Genomic DNA, 21,370 nt, shown 5'->3' with positions numbered 1-21,370 from the left:
TTTGCTGCAGCATGCGGCGGAAAGGTTGAGCGTAGGACAATCCGTTTTATAAAGAGAAACTTGAACTCGCTGCAGCATGCTGAGGAACAGATGAAAAATCTAAAAAAGAAGAAAGACTAACCTTTAACCTCATAGGGTACGCGTGTGGCGATGGAGCGGCCAAGCGTAAGTTCATCGACGTATTCCAGCTCCCCGCCGAAGGCAATACCTCGGGCTATGGTGCTGACCTGCACATCAAATTCTTTGAGTTTACGAGAAAGGTAAAAGATTGTGGTGTCGCCCTCCATGGTGGCACTAAGCGCTAAAATAACTTCTTTGATATTCCCATTGCGGAGGCGATCAACGAGGGCTTCGATTTTAAGGTCGGAGGGACCTACGCCGTCCATTGGTGATATGAGGCCGCCAAGGACGTGATACACTCCCTGATATTGATTGGTGTTTTCAATGGCCATCACATCCCGCGTATCTTCAACCACACAAATAGTTTCGTGATCGCGCTTTGGCGATACGCATATTTCACACACATCCTGATCCGCGATATTAAAACAGTTTTTGCAGTAGCGAATGTTTTCTTTCAGCAGATTGATGGAACCTGTAAATCGAGATACATCCGCATCTGGCTGTTTTAACAGATGAAGCACCAGGCGTAAGGCCGTTTTCTTACCCACACCGGGCAAACGCCCAAATTCATCCACAGCCTGTTCCAGTAATCTCGACGAAAATTGCATGGCGCAAAATTAAACATTAATATTTAAAAGTAGCTTATGATCCTTGTACTGATGAAGCTGTATTTCTACCAGTAATTTAAATGACAAAACTTAGAATTTCTTAAGTATCCAAGAGAAACCAAGGCAGGTAAACAGCATGACGGCGGCGGTGCCTAACCATAAGGTATTGTAGCCATAATGTTCAGCCACATACGTGCCCAGGTAAGGGGAAAAGATATTTGCGGCAGCAAAGGCGAGGGAATTAAAACCCATATAGGCGCCCTGCGTATTGAGCGTAGCCCGGGAAGCACTGATCGTGGCGGTGAAGGGCAGCGTCAACATTTCGCCGATAGACAATATAAACATGGAAACATAGAGCCAAGGCACGCCGTAGGGTGCGTTCAGCATCAGGTAGGCGATACCCGCTATTCCCGTTCCATACACCATCACCTGCCGAGGGGTGAAACGGTGTTCGACAGCATGTACGAGCAGCATCTCAAATACAACAATACAAAAGCCGCTAAAGCCGAGCAAGATCCCGATCTGTCCCTCAGTCATCATCTTTGCCTCCTTGTAAAATAGCGGTAGCGTGCTCAATAACTGAAAGAAGGCCATCGAAAAGAGGCAGCAAAAAACATTGAATATGACAAACGGGGTATCTAAATATGCATTTCTATCGTCTGCAGTAAGCTTCTTTTCCGTTGTCAGAAGCGATGCAATCTGGTTGCGTGGTTTCCGGTTTTTGAAGAAGAGGATAAACACGATAGCCGCTGACAGGGCAGCGATGGCGTTACCATAGAAGATCCAGTCGTAAGAGAACGTAGCCAAAAAGCCGCCCAATGCCGGCCCGATCGAGAACCCCAGGTTTACAGCCATACGATTTAGCGAATAGGCTTTCGTCAGGTTTTCCGGCTTTGCATAGCGCGCTACAGAAACTGAGTTCGCTGGTCTGAACGTATCTGCGACGAGCGTTAACAGAAAAATCATGCCTGCTAAGCTCTCGAACGTTTTGAAATTTGGAAGTATTAAAAATATAGGTACGGTCAAGATCAAGCTGAAGGCCTGCACTTTATAATTTCCCAACTTATCTGTCAGCCAGCCACCAAGCCAAGAGCCGCAAACCGAACCCAGTCCAAAGCACCCCAATACCATACCGACTTGCGGCTTCGTAAAATTTAGTGCAGACGACATATACATACTGAGAAAAGGGATAACCATCGACCCGGTACGATTGATCAGCATGACCACGGCTAGCAACCACGCTTCGGTTGATAGACCGCGGTAAGAGTCTACATATAGCCCTATAATCTTTTTCACAATTTACAATGCGCTAAGCCGTCTGGCTTTTTTCTAATCGCTGATCAACAGTATAATGTTGTGCTATGATTTGCTTTTTGCGGGTCTGTTTGTTAAAGACCACATCCAAACGACCAAGACGGATCCCCGCGAATCCCATTTGATTGATTAATACCTCTTCATTCTGCAGATTTTTAACGCGTGTCGGCTCGTCTAGAAAGGTATGCGTATGTCCGCCTAGAATGATATCGACATTTTCCGTATTTGCAGCCAATTTTATATCCGATACTTTATCATCGCTATACTTATAACCTAGATGGGAAAGGACAATGACTAAGTCGCATTTCTTTTCTTCCTTCAATTGCTTCGCGATACGATTGACCACGGGGATAGGATCCAAGTACTTCATGCCTTTATAGCTATTTGGATCGACGAGTCCTTCAATATCAATACCGACACCAGTAAGGCCGATGCGTAAGCCCCCTTTTTCTATGATCGTAAAGTCTTGCGTTTTTCCTTCCAGCAAGGTGCCTGTAAAATCATAGTTCGCGGTCAAAAACGGGAACGTAGCTTTATCGAGATGTTTGGCAAGTCCTGTCAGACCATTATCGAATTCGTGATTGCCAAAGGTGCCCGCCTCATAGCCTAATTTAGACATCAGCTCGATCTCGAGTTTGCCTTCAAACATATTAAAGTACGGCGTTCCTTGAAACATATCGCCAGAATCCAACAGCAAAACTTGCGGTTCCTCCGTTCTTATCTTTTTAATCAACGTGCTTCTGCGTGCCACACCCGCTAAGCCTTGGTATCGGGAACCATCCATGGGGAAGGGTTCGATTCGGCTATGCACATCATTGGTGTGTAGGATCGTCAATCGATGGTCTTTTGCCGAGGCGTTTGCCCAAGTGGGCACCGTGCTTAACCCAGCCAAAGCGCCCCATGCTACTGACTGTTTTAAAAATTTCCGTCTACTTAGCAATGCGAACTCTTCCATCTATTTTTCCTTGAATGTGTTTTCCATTTTTTGTTAACTCCGAGACGTACTCCATCAATGTCTCCCGAATACGTTGTGTGTGATCTTTGCGCGCTAGTACATTATCAAAGCAAGTGACATAATCGCCACCATTAGCCAGATAGTCATAGGTGACCAGCTTATACGTAGCGTTAGGATCGATCGGTTTTCCCTGCACCAAAAAGTTAGCGACTTTCCCATCACGGATCTCGAGCTTCACGCCGCTGACAGGCTGCCCGCCGGTTTTGGCCATAAAGTCTGCCCAGCGTAACATATCCTTGCCGCTTAATGTCAGTACTGTGACCGCATTTTCAAAAGGCATCATCTCAAAAATATTACCCACCGAGATATTCCCAGCTTTCAGTCCGGAACGGATACCACCTTTTGTCCCAAAACTCGCCTGCACTTCAGGATCCAACTGTTTACCTTTCCATAGGAGCGCATCGGCAAAGAAATTGCCTACTAAACTTTCCGCACTGCCATCTTTGGTAAGTGCTACCTCGGAAACACCGATGACTCGGTTCATTTCCGTTTCCAGTTTCGCTTTATAGGGTGCGTAATAGTTTACGATACCAGTGTCGGCCTGTAGCGCGCTGTCTATCTGATAGTATCGCTCATTGCTAACAGTGGGATTCAGTTGTGATTTACACGATGCAAAGAGCGCCACTGTCGCAACTAGTGCGCTATAGCGCAAAGAACTTCTCATAGAAACCAAATTTGTGGCAAAGATAAGCACTTAAATTAATTTTAATTATCGTAGCAACAGCATTTATTGATAAAATAATATGACGGGACTACGCGCAGAAAAATGCGGAAAACGAAAACAGGCGCCTGTTAAATATCAAGCGCCTGTCTTACAGAAGCAAAACCCTTTAGTGCTTATTTTTTGGCTATGCTGTAGAGGCGACCTCCATCTGTAATGGCGAATATTTCACCGTTTTTCCCCTGTGCTACGTCACGGAAACGCTGGCCCTCGCGATCGAGCAGGCGCTCTTCGCCTACCACCTTATTGTCTTTAATGACCAGGCGAGCGATGTGTGTACTGCTCAAGCCACCGGCAAATACATTGTTTTTCCATTCAGGAATAGCATCACCAGTATAGAACGTAAGTCCGCTAGGGGATAATACCGGATCCCAATAATACACCGGTTGTTCTAATCCTTCCTTTTGTTGTATTGGCGGATTGCCGATTTCTTTGCCACTGTATTCCAGGCCGTATGTGATGATAGGCCAGCCGTAATTTTTGCCCGCTTCTACGCGATTGAGCTCATCACCACCGCGCGGACCGAATTCTGTCTCCCAAAGATCACCAGTTTCTGGATGCAGTGCTAATCCTTGCACGTTACGGTGACCGTAGCTGTATACCTCCGGGCGTGCATTCGCATCGCCTGCGAATGGGTTGCCTTCGGCTGGTTTGCCGTCTTTAGTAATACGGATGATTTTGCCTAACGCAGACTTAAGATCTTGCGATTGCGGGCGGGTTTCCAAATCAGAGCGTTCGCCTGTACTAACGAGTAAATTTCCCGATTTATCAAAGATGATGCGTCCGCCGTAATGCAGCTTGCCGTCATAGGTAGGCAAAGCCTGATAGATCACTTTTGCGCCCTCTATGCTCTTTTCATCATCTGCCAGGCGACCTTTGGCTACAGCTGTGTGATTGCCTCCCGATACGGGTTCCGAAAATACCCAGTACACCATCCTGTTGCTGCTAAAATCAGGATCAAGTGTCAATCCAAGTAAACCACCTTGTCCTTGTGCATCCACCTTTGGAATGCCCGTGATAGCTTCGCTGACTGATCCATCGAGGCTGACGATACGTAAATCACCTTCTTTTTCCGTTATTAACACCCTATTGTCAGGTAGTACGGCGATGCCCCACGGTGATTTCAACTCTTTCGTTATCACTTTTCCCTCATAAGGCGTAGTCGTTTTTACTCCAGCAATGCGGGTCTGTCCTTCAAATGCGGGCTTGTAACTGGTATTCGCCTTATTTTTTTCTACAGCGGGGTAAACGCTGTCTGTTGTTGTACTATTATCATTTGTTTTTGTTGCAGCATTATTGTTGCAAGCTACCGTGAATAGAGTAGCGGACGACAAAAGAAAAGCTGGAAGGGTCTTTTTCATATATATGTAGTTTGTTTTTTCTGTTCTATAAAATACCCTCGCTTATTTATATAAATGGGTACTTCATAAAATGTATGTTTAGGATAATAAGTACAAAATAGCTGATTTTGTTTGAATTTTTGATTCAACCCAAGCATAATTGTAGCCTATCGGCCGATTATCACATAAATGTTGCTTATTCTAGATTAAAGCTTAAATTTTTCCACCAACAATTCAAGAGATTCATCTGGGCTACAGAGCGCGGTCTGGAACCCTAAATCCTTCGCAGCTTCCAGATGTTGCGGACTGTCATCAATAAATAATGTTTCTTCGGGAATAATGGCTGTCTGTCTTATCACTTCTTCAAAGATGGTAGCGTCCGGCTTTCGTAGCCCGAGGAGATGCGAGTAGAACGTTTTTTCAAAAAAGCTGCTGTTGTCTGCTATGCCGTAAACTTCGGTAAGGTGTTGCATACATCGGCGGTAGTGAATTTCATTGTTATTGCTCAGCAAGAAGCACCGGTATTTACTATTTAGATATTCGAGCACGTCGTGTTTACCGGGGGGCACACCGATGAGTAGGGCATTCCATGCATCATCAATATCGTCGTCGCTGAGCTCCGGTTTACCAGATCGTTCGCGGATGCCGTCCCGAAATGCGGCTGCACTGATTTCACCCCGATCGAAAGCATCAAAAAGGGAATCTTGCGCCTTGTGCCCAAAGAACTCGTCTACATTTTTGATACCCAATGACATAAATGCCTGCCTAACGCGCGGGAAGTCGATCATGAAGATGACATTGCCATAATCGAGAATAATATTTTTAATTTTTTGCATCTAAAATTTTGTTTTCTCCCTACAAATATCGATAATTGCATCGTCAAAACGGCGTAACAACAAACTTTTGACAACATAATAAATAACCGCGCCTATAGCTCAGTCGGTTAGAGTAGAAGACTCATAATCTTTTGGTCCCTGGTTCGAGCCCAGGTGGGCGCACAAAACAAAAAGCTGCTTTTCTGCAAAGAAAAGCAGCTTTTTCGCTTCTTAGGGCACTTTAGAACCACTTGCCCTACGTCGGAAAGCAAACCGCGATTCGGCGTGATTTACGTAGATTTTTGTTGAACTTAACATAAAACGGTTACAAAATGGTTACAACCGTTTTATGTGCTATTACCAAACAGTTATGGCAACAGTTACTAGTAAGGTGTTTGAACATCACAAGAAATCAGATGGCACCTACAACGTGAAAATTTGTGTAAGACACAAAGGATTGAGAAAGTATCTTGATACCGTTCATTACGTCGTCAAGAGACAACTAACCAAAGATTTAAAAATTCGAGATCCGTTTGTCGCAGAAAAAGTCGAGAATCAACTGCGGGATTATCGAAAAGCAATCAGTGAATTAGAAGGTAAGCTGGATTTTTTCACCGTTGAATCCTTAGTAGATTATTTACGTGATAAAAATGAGGATATCGATTTTATCAAATTTTGCAATGCGCACATTGAGCGTTTAAAGAAGGAAGGGAGAGAAGGTACATCTACAACCCACCGCATCGTTAAAAATAGCCTTATTGATTATTTTAAGCGTCAAACTGTTTCAATCAATGAGATTCATTCAAACATGCTACAGTCCTATGAGAAGTTTCTACGATCGGAAAGGACAATGAAACGAATTAACCAACTTGGGAAAGAAGTTGTAACAACCAAGAAAGGTCTTGCCGATAGTGGTCTACATAACCATATGCGTGATCTTCGAACACTTTTTAATGCAGCGAGGGATCGCTACAACAACGAAGATTTAGGAATTTATCGGATAAAACATTATCCTTTTAAAAATTATAAGATCGGCTCTGCTCCACTTACTCTTAAAAGAAATAATACATTGCAGCAGGTAGTATCGATAAAGAAGTTGTCAGCCAAGGTCGGAAGCCGAATGGAGTTAGCGAGGGATTTATATCTTCTTTCCTTTTACCAATGTGGAATGAATGCTGTAGATCTTTACAAGTTGATGCCAGATCATATCCAGAACGGTAGAATTGATTACAATCGATCCAAAACTAAAGGAAAGCGCAAAGATAATGCGTTTATTAGCATCAAAATTGCTGAGGATGCAAAGCCTTTATTAGAAAAATATCTTGGACAACTCTCGACCCGATACAGCAGAACAAGTTCTCTTAACAGCGCCCTAAGTAAAGGTATGAAGCAAATAAGCCGAAAACTTGGTATTCCTAAGTTAACTCTATATTGGGCAAGGCATACTTTCGCTACCGTCGCGCGTAATACCTGCCGTATGCAAAAAGACGATGTGGCAGAGGCAATGAATCATGTGGACGAGGGAAACAGAATGACGGATATATATATTGCTAAAGATTGGGCTATTGTCGATGATGTACAATCCGCTGTATTAAATGCATTTAAGAAAGAGGAAGTGAAGCTTGGAAAAAAATCCAATTAGTTGTTTCCATCTATGCTGCGAGAAGGTGCATGGTAATATCCATGCATCTTTTTCTATAATGATTAGGGACAATTAAGGATTTTCTATACCAATATCTTCAACTTGGTATGTTGCCATTAGCATGATAACGATCTTTACGAAGCATTTATTTAAACACTTTTATTATGAGAACTACAATAACCAAACTTTCGAATGTGTTCAAAGAAGCAGTCTTACAAGGAGTTCAAAATGTGATTAAAGAGGAGCAGTTATTTGCTGACAACCTCTCAAAAAATGAAGCCTACAAAATGTATGGTCGTAGCAATGTCGACCGGTGGCTGAAAGAAAAACTTGTTAGTATTTCAAATACAGGAAAAAAAGGCATGATCGACCGCCAAAGGCTTGAGCAAGTAGCTGCGTGCAGTAATCGCTTTTCATATTTAATGGCATGTGAAAGGAAATGATTAGGTCAGGTGTGTTAACATGCAGAATCAAATCGGTAAATATATATGAATGGAAGTAAAGCTAACTATTGATCAATTACGGCGGCTTATTGAATATTCAGCCAAAATGGGTGCAAAGGTTATTCTTAGCAAATCTGGGGAAGTCAAACCATATCTAAAAAAATCGGAGGCATGCAAGAAATACGGCAGGAAGAATGTTGAACATTGGATAAGGGAGGGACTAATAACGGCTAGAAAGGATGGTAATTATTCGGCAGCGTGGCGTATTGACCTTTTGGAGATTGAATCTGTAAAAAACAGTATGGAGTTGTCAGATCTCTTTATAGAACAGGAAATCTAAGAGTACTTGATAAATAGGTTCGGGAGAGGGTGGGATTTTAACTGTTTTAACTAACTTGTTTTTAGTTAGTTAATTAAGTGTTTTTCAAAATTCATTGCCAAAAAACTGTCACAAACATTATGATATTACTTGAAAATTTCGCGATTTCACTTCACGAATTAACAAATTTCGCCTGATAGATCTTGATTAATTTAAGAACGATATTAACCATATGTCGGCACTAATTTACAAAAAATTAAGTATCGTAAAAGCCACCTTTGCTAAAGATTGTCATGTGGAGTTGGCGGGATTCCAAATGGACAGACTCATGGACATAAGATTGCTAAATTCAAGAATATCGAAAGTGTCTGCATCAACTATAGAAATGCTCAATTGGGACTCGTCGTTCCTTCCCATACTCAGGTAGCAGGTTGATTTTAGGATCATTTTAAAAACCTCTTACAAAATGAAAGATTGCGACAAAAATATAGATTCAATTAATGATAAATTATTAAAGTCTTTGGTATTGCTGCCAAAGTTCCTCAGTCAAAAAGTCCGAAGGATATTTCCACGAAAATAACTTCATCTGTCTCAAAAAACGAATGAATTTGAATAAATTCTACATATCGAGAATTTGCGCAATTAAATATAGATATCAAACTATTATATTTGTTTAAGATTTCATCAATAGCATTTAGATTATCTTTACCCTCATTATGAATATTCGGATACAAATAGCTGTCACGGCAGTACTCTTACTCTTATCAAACCATCTATTTTCTCAAAAAAAGGACGTTGTTTTTAATAAGGAATATATTGAACGAAATGATGGGAAAACAACTATAGAAATTAATGAATCTCAAGAACTTATCTACATCATACTGTCATTAACAGATTTTGCCAAAGAGAATCCTAATATGGTGAAACATGAATCCAGTTATTATGACAGCGTCCAAATACATTTTTCACCATTTGCAGAACTGCGCATTGTAAAAGAATTTGATAAGTTACTTCGAGAAAGTCTTGTAAACTATTTTCTGCTATCAGCAAATGCATATGGGTTTAAGTTCGATAATAATAAGCTAATCCCTACCGACATTTATAATTTTCCGGGCAAAGGAATAGGTAATTATGAAATCGCTGTCGATCCTATAATCACACATATTACAAGTTTGGAAGAATTTGTAACAAAATCAAGTTATCGAAAATTTTACGATGATAACCAAAAGTATTACGATAAATTAAAATCTGAGTATGAGACCTACGCTACTGTTGACGAGCAAAGGGAGTGGTTAGAAAACCGATTTGATTATAAAATAAATAGTTACCGCATACTTACGTCGCCTTTAATAGCTGGGATGAATGCGACGCATACATTTACTGATGAAGGTTTTAAAGAAATGCTACTTTTTATACCAACGATTTATAAGAATAATGATTGGGGTGAAAAGTATCAAAAATTCATGAATGTAAGGATAATTTTTACGGAAATTGACCATAACTATGTAGGCCCCGTAAGTGATCGCTATTTAAATCGATTGAATTTAATATTTAGTAATCGTTCAAAATGGGTAGACAGTAGTAATAAGACTGTGGAACATTATCCAAATGCCTTAAAAGTTTTTGATGAATATCTAACATGGGGACTATTTATCCTTTACTCTTATGATAAGATAAATGACGACCAAGATGTTTTCCAAAAAATGGTGAGTCATGTGAACGATAGGATGATTTTAAAAGGTTTTCCTAAAGCATTAGAATTCAATCAGAAATTACTAGACCTATATGAGAGTGGCAAATACGCAAAAATCGAAGATCTATATACGCCACTATTGGATTGGTGCGAGAGTCAATAGTCATAATTTGCTGAAAGTATAATCTGATAGTGTTTTTTCCTAGATAGATATTGAAAATATACATTGTCAAGGTTCATCGAATAGTAGATAAAGACGTTTGCCTTTTAAAGTGTGTCTCACAAAACGAAGATTCTATGCACATTTGTTTCTAATGTGTTGTTTGTAACAAATAGGGCTAAGACTAGACTAAGATTGCGTAATTTGTTGCAAAATGATTTTAGCATGAGTATTGACTTAGATAGGTTTCTCAGAGCGCAAAACCTCGTATACCTACAAGCGCTTCAGGAGGTTCAAAATGGAAAAAAGCGGTCGCACTGGATGTGGTATATATTTCCTCAAATCACCGGTTTGGGAAGCAGCGATACGGCTAAACAATATGCTATCAGAGATGGCATAGAAGCAAAAGCGTTTTTGAAGCACCCTGTATTAGGTTCTAATCTACGAATGCTAACTAAGACCTTTTTGAATCTACAAAAAGGCTCAGCAGAAGAGGTGTTTGGTACGCTTGATTCTTTAAAACTTCGCTCAAGCATGACCTTATTCGAAGCTGTAAGCGATAACAAAACACTTTTACAGCGGTTATTGATAAGTATTACGGAGGAAAACGCGATTCTAGAACAATAGCAATACTGCAATCCCAAGATCTCTAGAGTACGTGAACCATTGTGTGTCGTATGCCTACATCAAGCAAAGATAGGATCCATTTTAATTCGGAGTGTTTTTAATAATCCAGTCCCAATCAATAAGTCAATGACAGACCTTAAGATAATCATAAAACAAATCGTAAGTTTATCGGAACAAGACGCTGATATAGTTATTAGTCATTTTTATGAAAGACGGCTGTCAAGAGGACAACTTCTCTTAAAAAAGGGGCAGGTGGCATCACATTATTATTTTTTAAGAAGCGGAGGTTTGCGCTTCAGCTATAAGGATAAAGTGGAGCTTACCGCATGGATTGTCCAACCCGGTGAATTTTTTACAGAAATATCAAGTCTCAGCCCAGAAATACCAACCCGGTTTGATATCGAAGCGATAGAAGATTCGGAAATCTATTGCATAAGCAAATCGAATATGGAGGCACTTTACAAAGAAATACCAGCTTGGCAGGAATTTGGGCGAAAAACGTGGGAGAGAATGGCCATTCGTATGATCAATGAGATTATTAGGTTCCAGACAATGACGGTGGAGGAGCGTTATTTGGAATTCTTGAAAATTCCGGGCTTCATGCAACTTGTTTCGGTAAAACAATTAGCTTCCTATCTCGGTATCACGCCAAACGCGCTAAGTCGCATCCGTAAAAATCTTCGTTAGATGCATTATCTACCAAATGGTAGTTCCACGCATACATCTGTTCCATAACTTTGAATAGTAAAATTCGAAAATATGGATAATATTATTTTAGTCGCCGGTGCTACAGGTGATCTTGGTGGAAGGGTCTGTGAGAACCTGCTAGGGAGGGGAGTTGCTGTACGAGCAATTGTTAGAAGTAAGAGCAATCAAAAGCGCGTGTTTGAACTTCGTGAACTCGGTGTCCAAATCGTCGCGACAGAATATGATGATGAATACGGATTGACGCTAGCCTGTCAGGGTGTATCATGCATCGTATCTACTTTGGCGGGGTTAGGTGATGTGATCGTCAAAGCACAAAGCCTTCTTCTAAAATCAGCAATTCAGGCGGGTGTTCCTAAATTTATACCATCAGATTTCAGCACAGACTTTGATCAACTTAAAGTCGGTGATAATAGAAATTTTGATCTACGGAAAGAGTTTCAAACTATCATCAATGCTTCAAACATACAGGCAACTTCTATTTTTAATGGGGCGTTTGCTCATATATTGGCATACAATACACCTCTATTGGATATCAAAAATAGTTCTATTTCCTATTATGCAGGAAAAGCGAATTGGAACATTGATTTTACAACGATTGCTGATACAGCTGCGTTTACTGCCCGTGTCGCACTGGATAATGATACGCCTCGCTCGCTGTATATCTCGAGCTTTAAGATCTCGCCTCTGGCGTTGGCGCAATTGGCAAATGAAGTGTTTGACAGACAATTTGAATGGAGGAATGCTGGCACATTAGAAGACTTTGCGGCATACACTAGACATACTCGTGCCGAGAATCCAAAGGGCGAACTGGAGTTATATTCCCAATGGCAGCAGATGCAATATATGTACAGCATGTTCGCAGCCCAAAACCAACGTATTGACAACGATAGATACGATGGATTGACATGGCAAACGGCTAAAGAAACACTATTAGCGATAAAAAGTTAAATCCTGCTATGGAAAAAATCTATCAGAACAGCGAACTTATTAAAAGTTGGCCAGGCTTTACCAGTAATGTAATCAACGTAAGTGAAACCGAACTTCATTATGTAGATGGGGGCAGTGGTCCGGTACTGATCTGCCTGCCAGGCTGGCCACAGACATGGTACTCTTATCATACAATAGCTCCACAACTAGCTAAAAAAATACGTGTTATTGTAGTTGATATACGCGGGATGGGAGGATCGGGCACACCTGACCACGGATATGACAAAAAGACAATGGCCAGCGACATTGAAGCGCTCATGACAAAATTAGGTATAGCGACAGCACACATTTTAGGGCATGATATAGGGGGGATGGTCGCACAGAGTCTTGCTCACAACTTTCCAAACAGAGTACAGACCTTAACGATTGCTGATGGACTGCATCCAAATAATGGCATGATGCAAATGAAACTTATGCCAGCCGCGGGTAAATTTCTGGAAAAGATCGATAAAAATGAACCCTACACTTGGTGGATGGGTTTTAACCAAATAAAAGATTTACCAGAAAAGCTTCTCGATGGAAGATTTAGACATCTATTGGATTGGCTTTTTCATTACGTTATGGTTGATGAAAGTAAAATGAACGAGTTTGACAGATGTGTTTATGCATCCATTTATGATCGAAAAGAAAGAATTCGATCTTCAAACGCATGGTATCAAACATTCAATCAGGACATAATTGACTTCCAGTCGTATAAAAAATTGCAGATGCCCGTACTAGGATTGGCCAGTAATGTTTCAAGCGGTTATTACCAATTTGCGTTACCAATGATTTCAGAAAATTATAGATTAGTCAGTCTGGACGACACCGGCCATTATATGTTTGAAGAAAATCCTAAAGATGTCATAACTGCTATAACAAACCATATATTTAATACTAAAAGCTAGGCATATTTAATGAACGATTCTGTCTCATATTTGACAGGATCGTTATTACTTAAAAAGACCTAAATGAAGAACCAAACAATCCGCTAAATAGGAAAGCTTGAAAGTGGCTATTAAATATGTTATAGTCTCAAAAAACGAACAAATACGGTAAACCGTAATTTTTCTATTGTGTTTTTACCGTGCTTTGAGACAATCTTGTATTTCGGTACTAAAAATTTTTTATCTAAGATAGTTGAATATGAAATTAAGACCTTTTTCTCTTTGTTGTATTATTACAGTCTTCGCTGCAACCAGTTGTAGTACAAATGAAGCGAAGAATAGCGATAAGGCATCGAATCCTAAACTTCTAAATGAAAAAAACGTGTCCAAGAAAATTGATGTTAAAAGTAGTTCCATGAGATATACAATACTTACAGAGGAGATTTCAAAGTCAGGTGACAAAGTTCTTTACGAAGCAAAAGTAATTTTGGATGAGTCAAATGTAAATCAAGACAATGATCTGAGGGTATTAGCGCAAGGCATTCATGATTCAATCGTAGCGAAACATCAAGACAGAGTTGGTGGGAATCCAAATGTGTTTAATATTCAGATCTTTAGTAGTTTGGAACATGCTAATAGTGGGCTAGCACAGTGGATAGCCCAGCTGACTAAAGCAAGAAATGACGAATTTCCGACCGTTGCAACGAATCCTACCCCTAATCAAAGTGATAGTGAAAAAAACTCTTTGGAAACGATGACAGGAAAAACTCTAGATCAACGAAAAAAGATATGGAATGAAATGATTGAGGGTCAGGATCGTGCACTATATTTGGCTGAGAAAAAATACCCTATTACTTTGAAAAGTGTAGATGCCTTAAATTCGAAAGCTCTTGAAGCACAAAGAATCATAGCACGACAAAATATGGACGCAAATTACGAGTATGAGCAACAGTTAAATGATCAATTTGAGACCGCGCTTTTGAAGAAGCATGCCATAACCAAAGATGTTCTAAGTAAAATCATTAACGAGGGGGAAGATTACAATTGGCCGATACCCATTAAAAAATCTTACTAGATTTATATATAATTCCATTTTTTTGTATTCTAAGATAAAGGCATTATGAAAGCAATAAGTCTATATTTATACTCTATTATCATTTTTGTGTACTTCTTGGGATGTTCTAATACTAACAGTTCTAAAAAAATTGATCAGGAAACATCACACATAAGTTTACAGAACGAAAAAAAACTATAGGAGCTGAAATTAGAGGCGTCAAGATTACGTGGAGGTGGCTCAATAAAAAGTGTAAGCTTGGATTCCACTACTGCTAGGATAAATTATGTTGCAAATTTTGATGAATACAAACAATTTAACCCTCAATCGTCATTGTCTGAACAGGATTTGAAGGCATACTGGGAAAGTGGGAATGCAGTAAAGAAAGCTTTAGTTGATGGTAGTGTCAGAATCATGAAAACACTTCAGTACGTAAACCAAGTGAATATCATATTGCCATTTCAAAATAATACTTATTCTATATCTATTAGCAAAGAAGCACTTGAAAAATTTACCGCTCATGATTTTGAAACTCTAATCGCAGATTGGGAGAAAAATTTCTCTGATCCTTACGTCTATGATCGGACTGGTAGGGAAAAATTTTTCAGTAAGTTTGGGACGATAAGGTAGTATTTTATTAGACAATGATCTCTTATTGAAAGTAGACTTGATGAATCAGAGTGCAGAAGTGTTTGCATATGTAATTATCTATGCCAGATTTTTGTCTCACAAAACGAAGAATAACTAGACTGACTATCGCCCTGATCTTAGAGCTAGGGCAAATTCTGCAGGTAATGGACTTTCTTCTATAGCTTTGGCGGATGCTTCCAAATCATAGCTAATCCTTCTAAATTCAACGTTGATGCTTTTGCGAAGTAATAATGAACTGTTATTATTTATGGTAAGCAGTGCATAGCATCCCCTGAGATCGCCATCCTTGGGCTTTCCTACCGAACCCAAGTTTATTACATGTTTAAAAACTCCTTGTACGGTCTGTATAATCCGATGGTAGGGCTTGTGGGAATGACCAACAATAAGTATGTCTGCATCTGCTTCATCCAAGAGTTCGAGCACATAATTTTCATCAGTATCAATCAGAATATATTCATCGATACGTCTTGTGCTTCCATGAGCCAAAGCAATCTTGAAAGTCGCTTCCACGAATGTAAACTCGATATTTATGAGGGCTGGAAGTTTTTTTAAGATAGCCTCGATTATCTTCGCTTATTAGGTGATATGCATAGTTCTCACCTTTCTCATTCAAAGATTCCGGTGTAGAGTCGATGCTATCGACTTTTTCATCATGATTTCCCTTTAGCGTAGCAATACCCCGTTTGCATATTTCACCGATAACCTCATTCGGATAGATGTTATATCCTACTAGATCGCCCAGACAATAAGCAGTATCAGGTTTCTGGCTGTCCAAATCTTCTAGCATAGCCTTAAAAGCGTGTAGGTTTGCATGAATATCAGAAAAGAAAGCGATTTTCATATGAGTCGTTTTTTATCAATACTTAGATTCCTCAGATAAGGTCGATGCACCGTAATATCTCTTTCTAAACCAGAATGCAAGATTAACAAGGGCAATCAGTGCAGGAACTTCTACCAAAGGACCTATAACACCTGCAAATGCTTGGCCGGAATTTATTCCGAATACGCCGATAGCTACAGCAATAGCTAGTTCGAAATTATTTCCAGTAGCAGTAAAAGCGATGGAAGTACTCTTAGAGTAATCGGCTCCAAAATAACGACCAGCAAAAAAGCTGATAACAAACATGATGCAGAAATATAGTATTAGCGGAACAGCGATACGCAAAACATCCATTGGGATCTGAACGATCAGTTTACCTTTTATGCTAAACATAATGATGATCGTAAAGAGCAGCGCTACTAAGGTCAAGGGAGATACAGCAGGTATAAACTTATCTTCAAACCACTTTTCTCCCTTTAATTTAATTAGAGCATATCTACTTAGTATCCCCATAGCGAAAGGAATACCAAGATATATTCCAACACTAGTAGCAATTTCAGCAACGGTAATGTCAATCTCTAATCCTTGTACGCCGAAATATGGAGGAAGTAGCGAAATAAAAATATAGGCTAAGACACCGTACAATAGTACTTGGAATAGGCTATTAAGCGCGATTAATCCGGCAGCATATTCTCTGTTACCTTCAGCGAGCTCATTCCACACCACCACCATAGCTATACATCTCGCTAGACCGATAAGAATAAGACCTACCATATATTCAGGGTAGTCATGTAAAAAGGTAATAGCAAGAAAGAACATCAGTAGCGGGCCTACTATCCAGTTGAGCATAAGAGATACGCTGAGTACACGTACATCTTTAAAGACCTTACCTATATTCTCATACTTAACCTTGGCAAGGGGAGGATACATCATCAGAATTAAACCAATGGCCAGCGGGATGTTAGTTGTACCACTGGAAAACGATCCTATAAAAGACGAGGACGAAGAAACAAAGATGCCTATGGACACACCCATTGCCATAGCAATGAAGATCCATAGAGTAAGATATCTATCCAAAAATCTTAATTTCTTTCTATTTACTACAGGAGTGCAATTCGTTACTGACATATGCTTATCTTTAAAGACCTTATAAAGTACTAGGCTAGGTTTTTGCTGACAAAATCCGAGCAGTAATCTCTGATCAACTGGCGAACTGCTCTGAATTGGTGCATTATTTCTTCCTCCGAACCTTGTGCTTTGGCGGGATCAGGAAAGTTCTGATGGAATTTTAGTGCATTTGTTGGAAAGTAGGGACAACTTTCTTTGGCATGATCACACACCGTGATAACATAATCGAAATCAACATCCCTATACTCATCGATATGATTGGAGGTGTGACTCGAGAGATCTATCGCGTCCTCCTTCATAACCTGAACGGCTCTGGGGTTGACACCATGGGTCTCAATTCCCGCGCTATAAATATGCGCTTTATCCCCGCCGAAATATCTCAGGTAGCCTTCTGCAATCTGACTGCGGCAACTGTTACCGGTACAGAGAACTAATACTTTTTTCATAATACAAGTCTTAACAGCATCCGCCTCCAGGTGTGCATTCTGATGCTCCCTTAGCGAGGTTTACCAATTTAACTTTTTGTTTTTCAGTTGGAACACCACATTTATCCAGTGCCAAGCAGGCTGTCTTTTTGGATAGCAAAATAAAATCTTTGCCATCAAATCCGAGTTCATATTTGCCGATTGTTTCTGATTGGTATTCAACCTCTACATCCAGATCATCCATACCCAAGACCTTTTCTGATAGTGAGATAATATCCATTAGTTTTACTCGTTTTAAACGATGCTCATAATCATCCGCATCCCAAAGCTGAAAGTTCGCTATCCTTTCGTGACGAACGGTTCCGCCACAATCAATAAAATCCCTAGTTATAACGCCAACTTCAGTCACATGAAAGTGATCGGGCACGTATTGTCCGCTTTCTAATTTAAAATTTACAACCTCCGCAGTGGAAAGGATTTGCTTCACTTCTGATATCTTCATATTATATAGTATTATTGCAATTTTACGATTGATAATGTCAAAAAAAGTTAACAACACTCGGTTGTACCTTTATAGGAGCCTAGAAATTCTCCAAGCCTATTTTCAAGTAATTTCCATACTTTCGGATTGATGCAGTAACAGACGCTCACTCCTTCAATAGTTCCCTGTATAAGTCCCGCTGATTTAAGCTCCTTTAGGTGCTGGGAAATAGTTGCTTGAGCCAATCCAAGTTCACCTACCAAATCCCCACAAATACAGGTATTTGATAGGATGATCCTCTGAAGGATTGCAATTCTTGCCGGATGAGCCATCGCTTTAAATAAGCTCGCCAGCAGATTCTGCTCCTCAGTAAATATTTCAGTTCTTGTAAGTCCCATAATTACATCGCAATATTACGATCATTATTTGGTAGATGCAAATTATATTATCAATATGATATGCGAAGTCAAGATTTGTCTCAAAAAACGAAGGATTGCGACAAATAGAATAGATTCGACAACTCACTAATGTCTACGTGAAAGTGCTGCCAAGAATTCTACAGACATTAAGTAGGTAGAGTGCATCAACATAAATAAGGTCATCTGTCTCGCCAAACGAACGTTAGGCTAACTGGTACTATTTTAAAGTATGGAATATTTCGATCGAGAATCAGCCTTTGAATTTGAGATGATTGGCAACAACAAAATACGATGCTGGCATATGACAGGGGGCAGTATAGACATAACCGTCACCATTATGCAGGACAAATCCTTAAGTCTTACTTCCGAAAACGGAAATATTTCTGAAGAAAACAATCAAAAGCTATTTAATGCAATTGATAGAGCATACAAACACTGGAATTTGATCTAATGATCTATTTAGAAGTATCTTAAGAATTTTGCAGGACAAATTGATAACAGTCAAAAAATTGGGTTAGCTATATAAATCAATGTTAGATCGGTAAGAAGTTTAACGAACGATTATGCACGTTACATAGCCGAACTCCTCTCCCAGAGGATAATTTCATAAGCAGGATCCCGCCACAAAAGGCGGGATTTATGCTTTGGGAATTATTCTACGAACTAGCGTATGGAGTAAGATTTAGCACCACAACTGCTGCATTTGTACCGTTTAAAAGGTAAAAAGAACAAAATGTATTTAATCGCCCATTGACGTCTTGTGCGAATTTGTGGTCCTATATTTCCACACGACGGACATTTCATATTTGTTTTCATCATTATTCGGCATAAAGTTTCTGATCTGATATATTTTATGAGTTATTTTAAAGTAACAGGCAGACTCGATATATACCTTTGTAAAAGGATTATTATATTTGCTAATAATTATAGCACGAGCCCACAATTGGCCAATAACCAGCTATCTACCGTGAGATATGAAATTATAAAACAATAGCTTACAAACAATTTTGAATATGCATATAGCTAAGGCGAATGCTTAAGCAAGATAAAACAGGATGAGCAAAAAGATTATGATATTCGAGGATGATGCCGCGACAGCAGAATTCGTTGAAATCGTTGCCCGGCAATTGGGTTACGATGCAACCATACTTAGTAAAACGGATAATGTCCTTAACGACGTGTTATCCGAATCGCCCGATCTGATCCTCATGGACAACTGGATTCCAGGCCAGGGAGGTTTCAGTTCCGTAGAGCTGTTAAAAAGTACACCGGTAACATCCGCTATCCCAATCATATTCTATTCGGCAAACACAGATTTTAAAAGCCTGGCAGAAACCAGTAAAGCGGATGCCATATTAACAAAACCATTTGACATAAGCGATATTGAAGAAATTATCGTCAGATTAATAGGTCAGTAAAATTACGTTTAGGTAGCTATTGTCGTAAACATTAGAAGGCCAAACTCGTTTCTATATGCAGACATTCATTTAGAAACTACTACATGCCGGATTACGCTGAGACTTTAAGCAAAATATATGGAACAGCTCTGGATGCTTCGGTAGACGGGGTCGTGATCACCGACAATACCTTGCCCGACAATCCGATCATTTATTGCAATCAGGCTTTTTGCGATATTACAGGGTATGCGATGGACGAGATCGTTGGCCACAACTGCCGCTTTCTGCAGGCCAATGACCGAAACCAAAAGGTCCGCCAGACTTTGGCAGATGCCATCAAAAAAGGTAAACCCTGTCAGGTAGAGATCAGGAACTATAAAAAAGATGGTAGCCTGTTCTGGAATGAACTTTCTATTTCGCCGGTCCATGACTCCGGGGGGAACATCACCCATTTCATAGGTATCCAAAATGACATATCCCGCCGTAAGCAGGCGGAACATAATCTGACGCTGGAAAGGGAAAATCTCGAGCAGCGCGTTAATGAAAGAACGAAAGAACTCAAGGAACACGAGGATTTTCTTCGTGGTATAGTCGAGACGATACGCGAGAGCTTAATAGTACTGGATGCGGAACTTAAGATTGCCCTGGTCAACAAACATTTTGAAAAATATTTCAAGGTGTCCGCAAGTGAGCTTATAGGGAAAAGGTTTGTTGAAGTATTGGAAGGCTCCTGGAACATTCCTGAGCTGACCGATATGCTAAGTAACGTCTTACCGACAAACAATCCGTTTGAAGACTTTCAGGTTGTTCATGACTTCCCCTACATCGGGGAAAAGCGGCTTATCCTGAATGCATCACAGATCACCGTAGATGGTAATTACAAAGACTGGATATTACTGGCCATGGAAGATATCACCGAACGCTATGTGAGCGAAAAGAAAAAGGACGATTTTATAGCAATCGCCAGCCATGAGATGAAAACTCCGATCACCGTGGTAAAGGGCAACCTACAGCTTCTCGAGCGGATGTTGGACAAGGGAACGCTTGAAGGGTATAAACCAAGGTTGAGGCAATCCATGGAGTCGATGGAAAACCTGAACAGGTTGATCATAAATCTGCTGGACACCTCTATGCTTGCTGCCAAATCCACAAAAAACACTTCCCAGGTAGTTCCACTTCACCAGATCATAGATATTCCTTTGTCCCAGGTATCCGAAGTCTATGGAAATAATGAGTTCACGATATATGGAGATATGGGTCTTATGGTCGTTGGTGACAAAGACCAGCTGTCGCAGGTGGTTGTCAACTTGCTTACCAATGCGTCAAAGTACTCCCAAGAAGGCGATCCGATAAAGGTTCATGTTGGCAGGGTGGGTAACTTTGCCAAAGTCTCGGTGAGCGATTCCGGCATCGGGATAGCAAAGGAAAACCACAGGCGCATATTTGAACGCTTCTACAGGGTGTCGGCCAATGACAACAATTATTCGGGAGCCGGTATCGGTCTGTATATCTGTCACCAGATCATTTCCGATCACGGGGGAACACTATGGGTGGAAAGCGAAATGGGAGAAGGATCCGTATTTAGTTTCACCGTCCCTTTATCGCTATAGCTTTGGC

Annotated in this window: 25 protein-coding genes and 1 tRNA gene; 14 read left to right on the top strand and 12 right to left on the bottom strand. The window is 40.3% G+C overall.

From position 1 onward, the window contains the following. Window positions 1–116: 116 nt before the first annotated feature. From recR to DI53_RS18445, 6 genes are all read right to left on the bottom strand, one after another. Window positions 117–728, bottom strand: a complete 612-nt coding sequence (recR, locus tag DI53_RS18470) for a recombination mediator RecR (protein WP_037503425.1) — start codon at window positions 726–728, stop codon at window positions 117–119. Between the two features lie 90 nt (window positions 729–818). Then, the gene (locus DI53_RS18465; RefSeq protein WP_037503424.1) at window positions 819–2,024 is read right to left on the bottom strand and encodes an MDR family MFS transporter; all 1,206 of its coding nucleotides are present in this window, start codon (window positions 2,022–2,024) and stop codon (window positions 819–821) included. A gap of 13 nt (window positions 2,025–2,037) precedes the next feature. Continuing rightward, window positions 2,038–2,997 carry a bifunctional metallophosphatase/5'-nucleotidase gene (locus DI53_RS18460; RefSeq protein WP_037503423.1) on the bottom strand — a complete coding sequence of 320 codons (960 nt, stop codon included), beginning with the start codon at window positions 2,995–2,997 and terminating at the stop codon, window positions 2,038–2,040. Beyond that, window positions 2,972–3,721: a 5'-nucleotidase C-terminal domain-containing protein gene (locus DI53_RS18455; protein ID WP_241462479.1), complete on the bottom strand. Its 750-nt coding sequence runs from the start codon at window positions 3,719–3,721 to the stop codon at window positions 2,972–2,974. The genes DI53_RS18460 and DI53_RS18455 overlap by 26 nt, the downstream gene beginning before the upstream one ends. Window positions 3,722–3,894: 173 nt before the next feature. Further along, window positions 3,895–5,139: a PQQ-dependent sugar dehydrogenase gene (locus tag DI53_RS18450; protein WP_037503422.1), complete on the bottom strand. Its 1,245-nt coding sequence runs from the start codon at window positions 5,137–5,139 to the stop codon at window positions 3,895–3,897. A 185-nt stretch (window positions 5,140–5,324) separates the two neighbouring features. Further along, window positions 5,325–5,954 carry an HAD family hydrolase gene (locus DI53_RS18445; RefSeq protein ID WP_037503421.1) on the bottom strand — a complete coding sequence of 210 codons (630 nt, stop codon included), beginning with the start codon at window positions 5,952–5,954 and terminating at the stop codon, window positions 5,325–5,327. A gap of 88 nt (window positions 5,955–6,042) precedes the next feature. Here DI53_RS18445 and DI53_RS18440 point away from each other — a divergent pair. The 11 genes from DI53_RS18440 (at window position 6,043) to DI53_RS18385 (ending at window position 15,062) form a co-directional block, all read left to right on the top strand. Then, window positions 6,043–6,116, top strand: a tRNA-Ile gene (locus DI53_RS18440). 187 nt (window positions 6,117–6,303) lie between these two features. After that, entirely contained in the window at window positions 6,304–7,575 is a 1,272-nt protein-coding gene (locus DI53_RS18435; RefSeq protein WP_037503419.1) for a site-specific integrase, read from the top strand. Window positions 7,576–7,739: 164 nt separating this feature from the next. Continuing rightward, window positions 7,740–8,018 carry a hypothetical protein gene (locus DI53_RS18430; protein WP_037503416.1) on the top strand — a complete coding sequence of 93 codons (279 nt, stop codon included), beginning with the start codon at window positions 7,740–7,742 and terminating at the stop codon, window positions 8,016–8,018. Between the two features lie 49 nt (window positions 8,019–8,067). Then, a complete protein-coding gene (locus tag DI53_RS18425; protein WP_037503413.1) occupies window positions 8,068–8,358 on the top strand; it encodes a hypothetical protein in 291 nt (96 codons plus the stop codon). Between the two features lie 695 nt (window positions 8,359–9,053). Beyond that, window positions 9,054–10,193, top strand: coding sequence for a DUF4932 domain-containing protein (locus DI53_RS18415; protein WP_037503407.1), 1,140 nt, complete (start codon window positions 9,054–9,056; stop codon window positions 10,191–10,193). Window positions 10,194–10,415: 222 nt separating this feature from the next. Then, on the top strand, window positions 10,416–10,817 hold the full coding sequence (locus tag DI53_RS18410) for a DUF1810 domain-containing protein (RefSeq protein WP_206538058.1): 402 nt from the start codon (window positions 10,416–10,418) through the stop codon (window positions 10,815–10,817). Between the two features lie 126 nt (window positions 10,818–10,943). Then, on the top strand, window positions 10,944–11,504 hold the full coding sequence (locus DI53_RS18405; RefSeq protein WP_037503404.1) for a Crp/Fnr family transcriptional regulator: 561 nt from the start codon (window positions 10,944–10,946) through the stop codon (window positions 11,502–11,504). A gap of 72 nt (window positions 11,505–11,576) precedes the next feature. Next, window positions 11,577–12,473, top strand: a complete 897-nt coding sequence (locus tag DI53_RS18400) for an NmrA family NAD(P)-binding protein (RefSeq protein ID WP_037503401.1) — start codon at window positions 11,577–11,579, stop codon at window positions 12,471–12,473. A gap of 8 nt (window positions 12,474–12,481) precedes the next feature. Then, window positions 12,482–13,399 (top strand): alpha/beta fold hydrolase, encoded by a 918-nt coding sequence (locus tag DI53_RS18395; RefSeq protein WP_037503398.1) that lies wholly within the window; start codon window positions 12,482–12,484, stop codon window positions 13,397–13,399. Window positions 13,400–13,637: 238 nt separating this feature from the next. Continuing rightward, a complete protein-coding gene (locus DI53_RS18390; protein ID WP_037503396.1) occupies window positions 13,638–14,453 on the top strand; it encodes a hypothetical protein in 816 nt (271 codons plus the stop codon). Between the two features lie 237 nt (window positions 14,454–14,690). Beyond that, window positions 14,691–15,062 (top strand): hypothetical protein, encoded by a 372-nt coding sequence (locus DI53_RS18385; RefSeq protein WP_037503393.1) that lies wholly within the window; start codon window positions 14,691–14,693, stop codon window positions 15,060–15,062. A 123-nt stretch (window positions 15,063–15,185) separates the two neighbouring features. Here DI53_RS18385 and DI53_RS20715 read toward each other — a convergent pair whose 3' ends face one another. The 6 genes from DI53_RS20715 to DI53_RS18360 are packed head-to-tail and all read right to left on the bottom strand — an operon-like array spanning window position 15,186 to window position 18,335. After that, window positions 15,186–15,593 carry a metallophosphoesterase family protein gene (locus tag DI53_RS20715; protein WP_157836803.1) on the bottom strand — a complete coding sequence of 136 codons (408 nt, stop codon included), beginning with the start codon at window positions 15,591–15,593 and terminating at the stop codon, window positions 15,186–15,188. Continuing rightward, a complete protein-coding gene (locus DI53_RS20710) occupies window positions 15,538–15,924 on the bottom strand; it encodes a metallophosphoesterase family protein (protein ID WP_117624916.1) in 387 nt (128 codons plus the stop codon). The genes DI53_RS20715 and DI53_RS20710 overlap by 56 nt, the downstream gene beginning before the upstream one ends. Window positions 15,925–15,939: 15 nt before the next feature. Then, a complete protein-coding gene (arsB, locus tag DI53_RS18375) occupies window positions 15,940–17,031 on the bottom strand; it encodes an ACR3 family arsenite efflux transporter (protein WP_037503392.1) in 1,092 nt (363 codons plus the stop codon). 29 nt (window positions 17,032–17,060) lie between these two features. Then, window positions 17,061–17,477 carry an arsenate reductase ArsC gene (locus DI53_RS18370; protein WP_037503389.1) on the bottom strand — a complete coding sequence of 139 codons (417 nt, stop codon included), beginning with the start codon at window positions 17,475–17,477 and terminating at the stop codon, window positions 17,061–17,063. 10 nt (window positions 17,478–17,487) lie between these two features. After that, complete coding sequence (locus tag DI53_RS18365) at window positions 17,488–17,958, bottom strand: DUF6428 family protein (RefSeq protein WP_037503387.1); 471 nt, start codon at window positions 17,956–17,958, stop codon at window positions 17,488–17,490. Window positions 17,959–18,005: 47 nt separating this feature from the next. Then, window positions 18,006–18,335, bottom strand: a complete 330-nt coding sequence (locus DI53_RS18360; RefSeq protein WP_037503384.1) for an ArsR/SmtB family transcription factor — start codon at window positions 18,333–18,335, stop codon at window positions 18,006–18,008. 250 nt (window positions 18,336–18,585) lie between these two features. On the opposite strand from DI53_RS18360, the gene DI53_RS18355 reads away from it, so the two are divergent. From DI53_RS18355 to DI53_RS18345, 3 genes are all read left to right on the top strand, one after another. Then, window positions 18,586–18,807, top strand: coding sequence for a hypothetical protein (locus tag DI53_RS18355; protein ID WP_037503382.1), 222 nt, complete (start codon window positions 18,586–18,588; stop codon window positions 18,805–18,807). Between the two features lie 604 nt (window positions 18,808–19,411). Beyond that, window positions 19,412–19,774 (top strand): response regulator, encoded by a 363-nt coding sequence (locus tag DI53_RS18350; RefSeq protein WP_037503379.1) that lies wholly within the window; start codon window positions 19,412–19,414, stop codon window positions 19,772–19,774. Between the two features lie 83 nt (window positions 19,775–19,857). Then, the gene (locus DI53_RS18345; protein WP_037503377.1) at window positions 19,858–21,363 is read left to right on the top strand and encodes a PAS domain-containing sensor histidine kinase; all 1,506 of its coding nucleotides are present in this window, start codon (window positions 19,858–19,860) and stop codon (window positions 21,361–21,363) included. Window positions 21,364–21,370 lie beyond the last annotated feature (7 nt).

It is taken from the genome of Sphingobacterium deserti (assembly GCF_000757725.1).
Lineage (GTDB): Bacteria > Bacteroidota > Bacteroidia > Sphingobacteriales > Sphingobacteriaceae > Sphingobacterium > Sphingobacterium deserti.
Note: the sequence above shows the minus strand (reverse complement) of the source record. Positions and strands in the feature narration are given on the sequence as shown.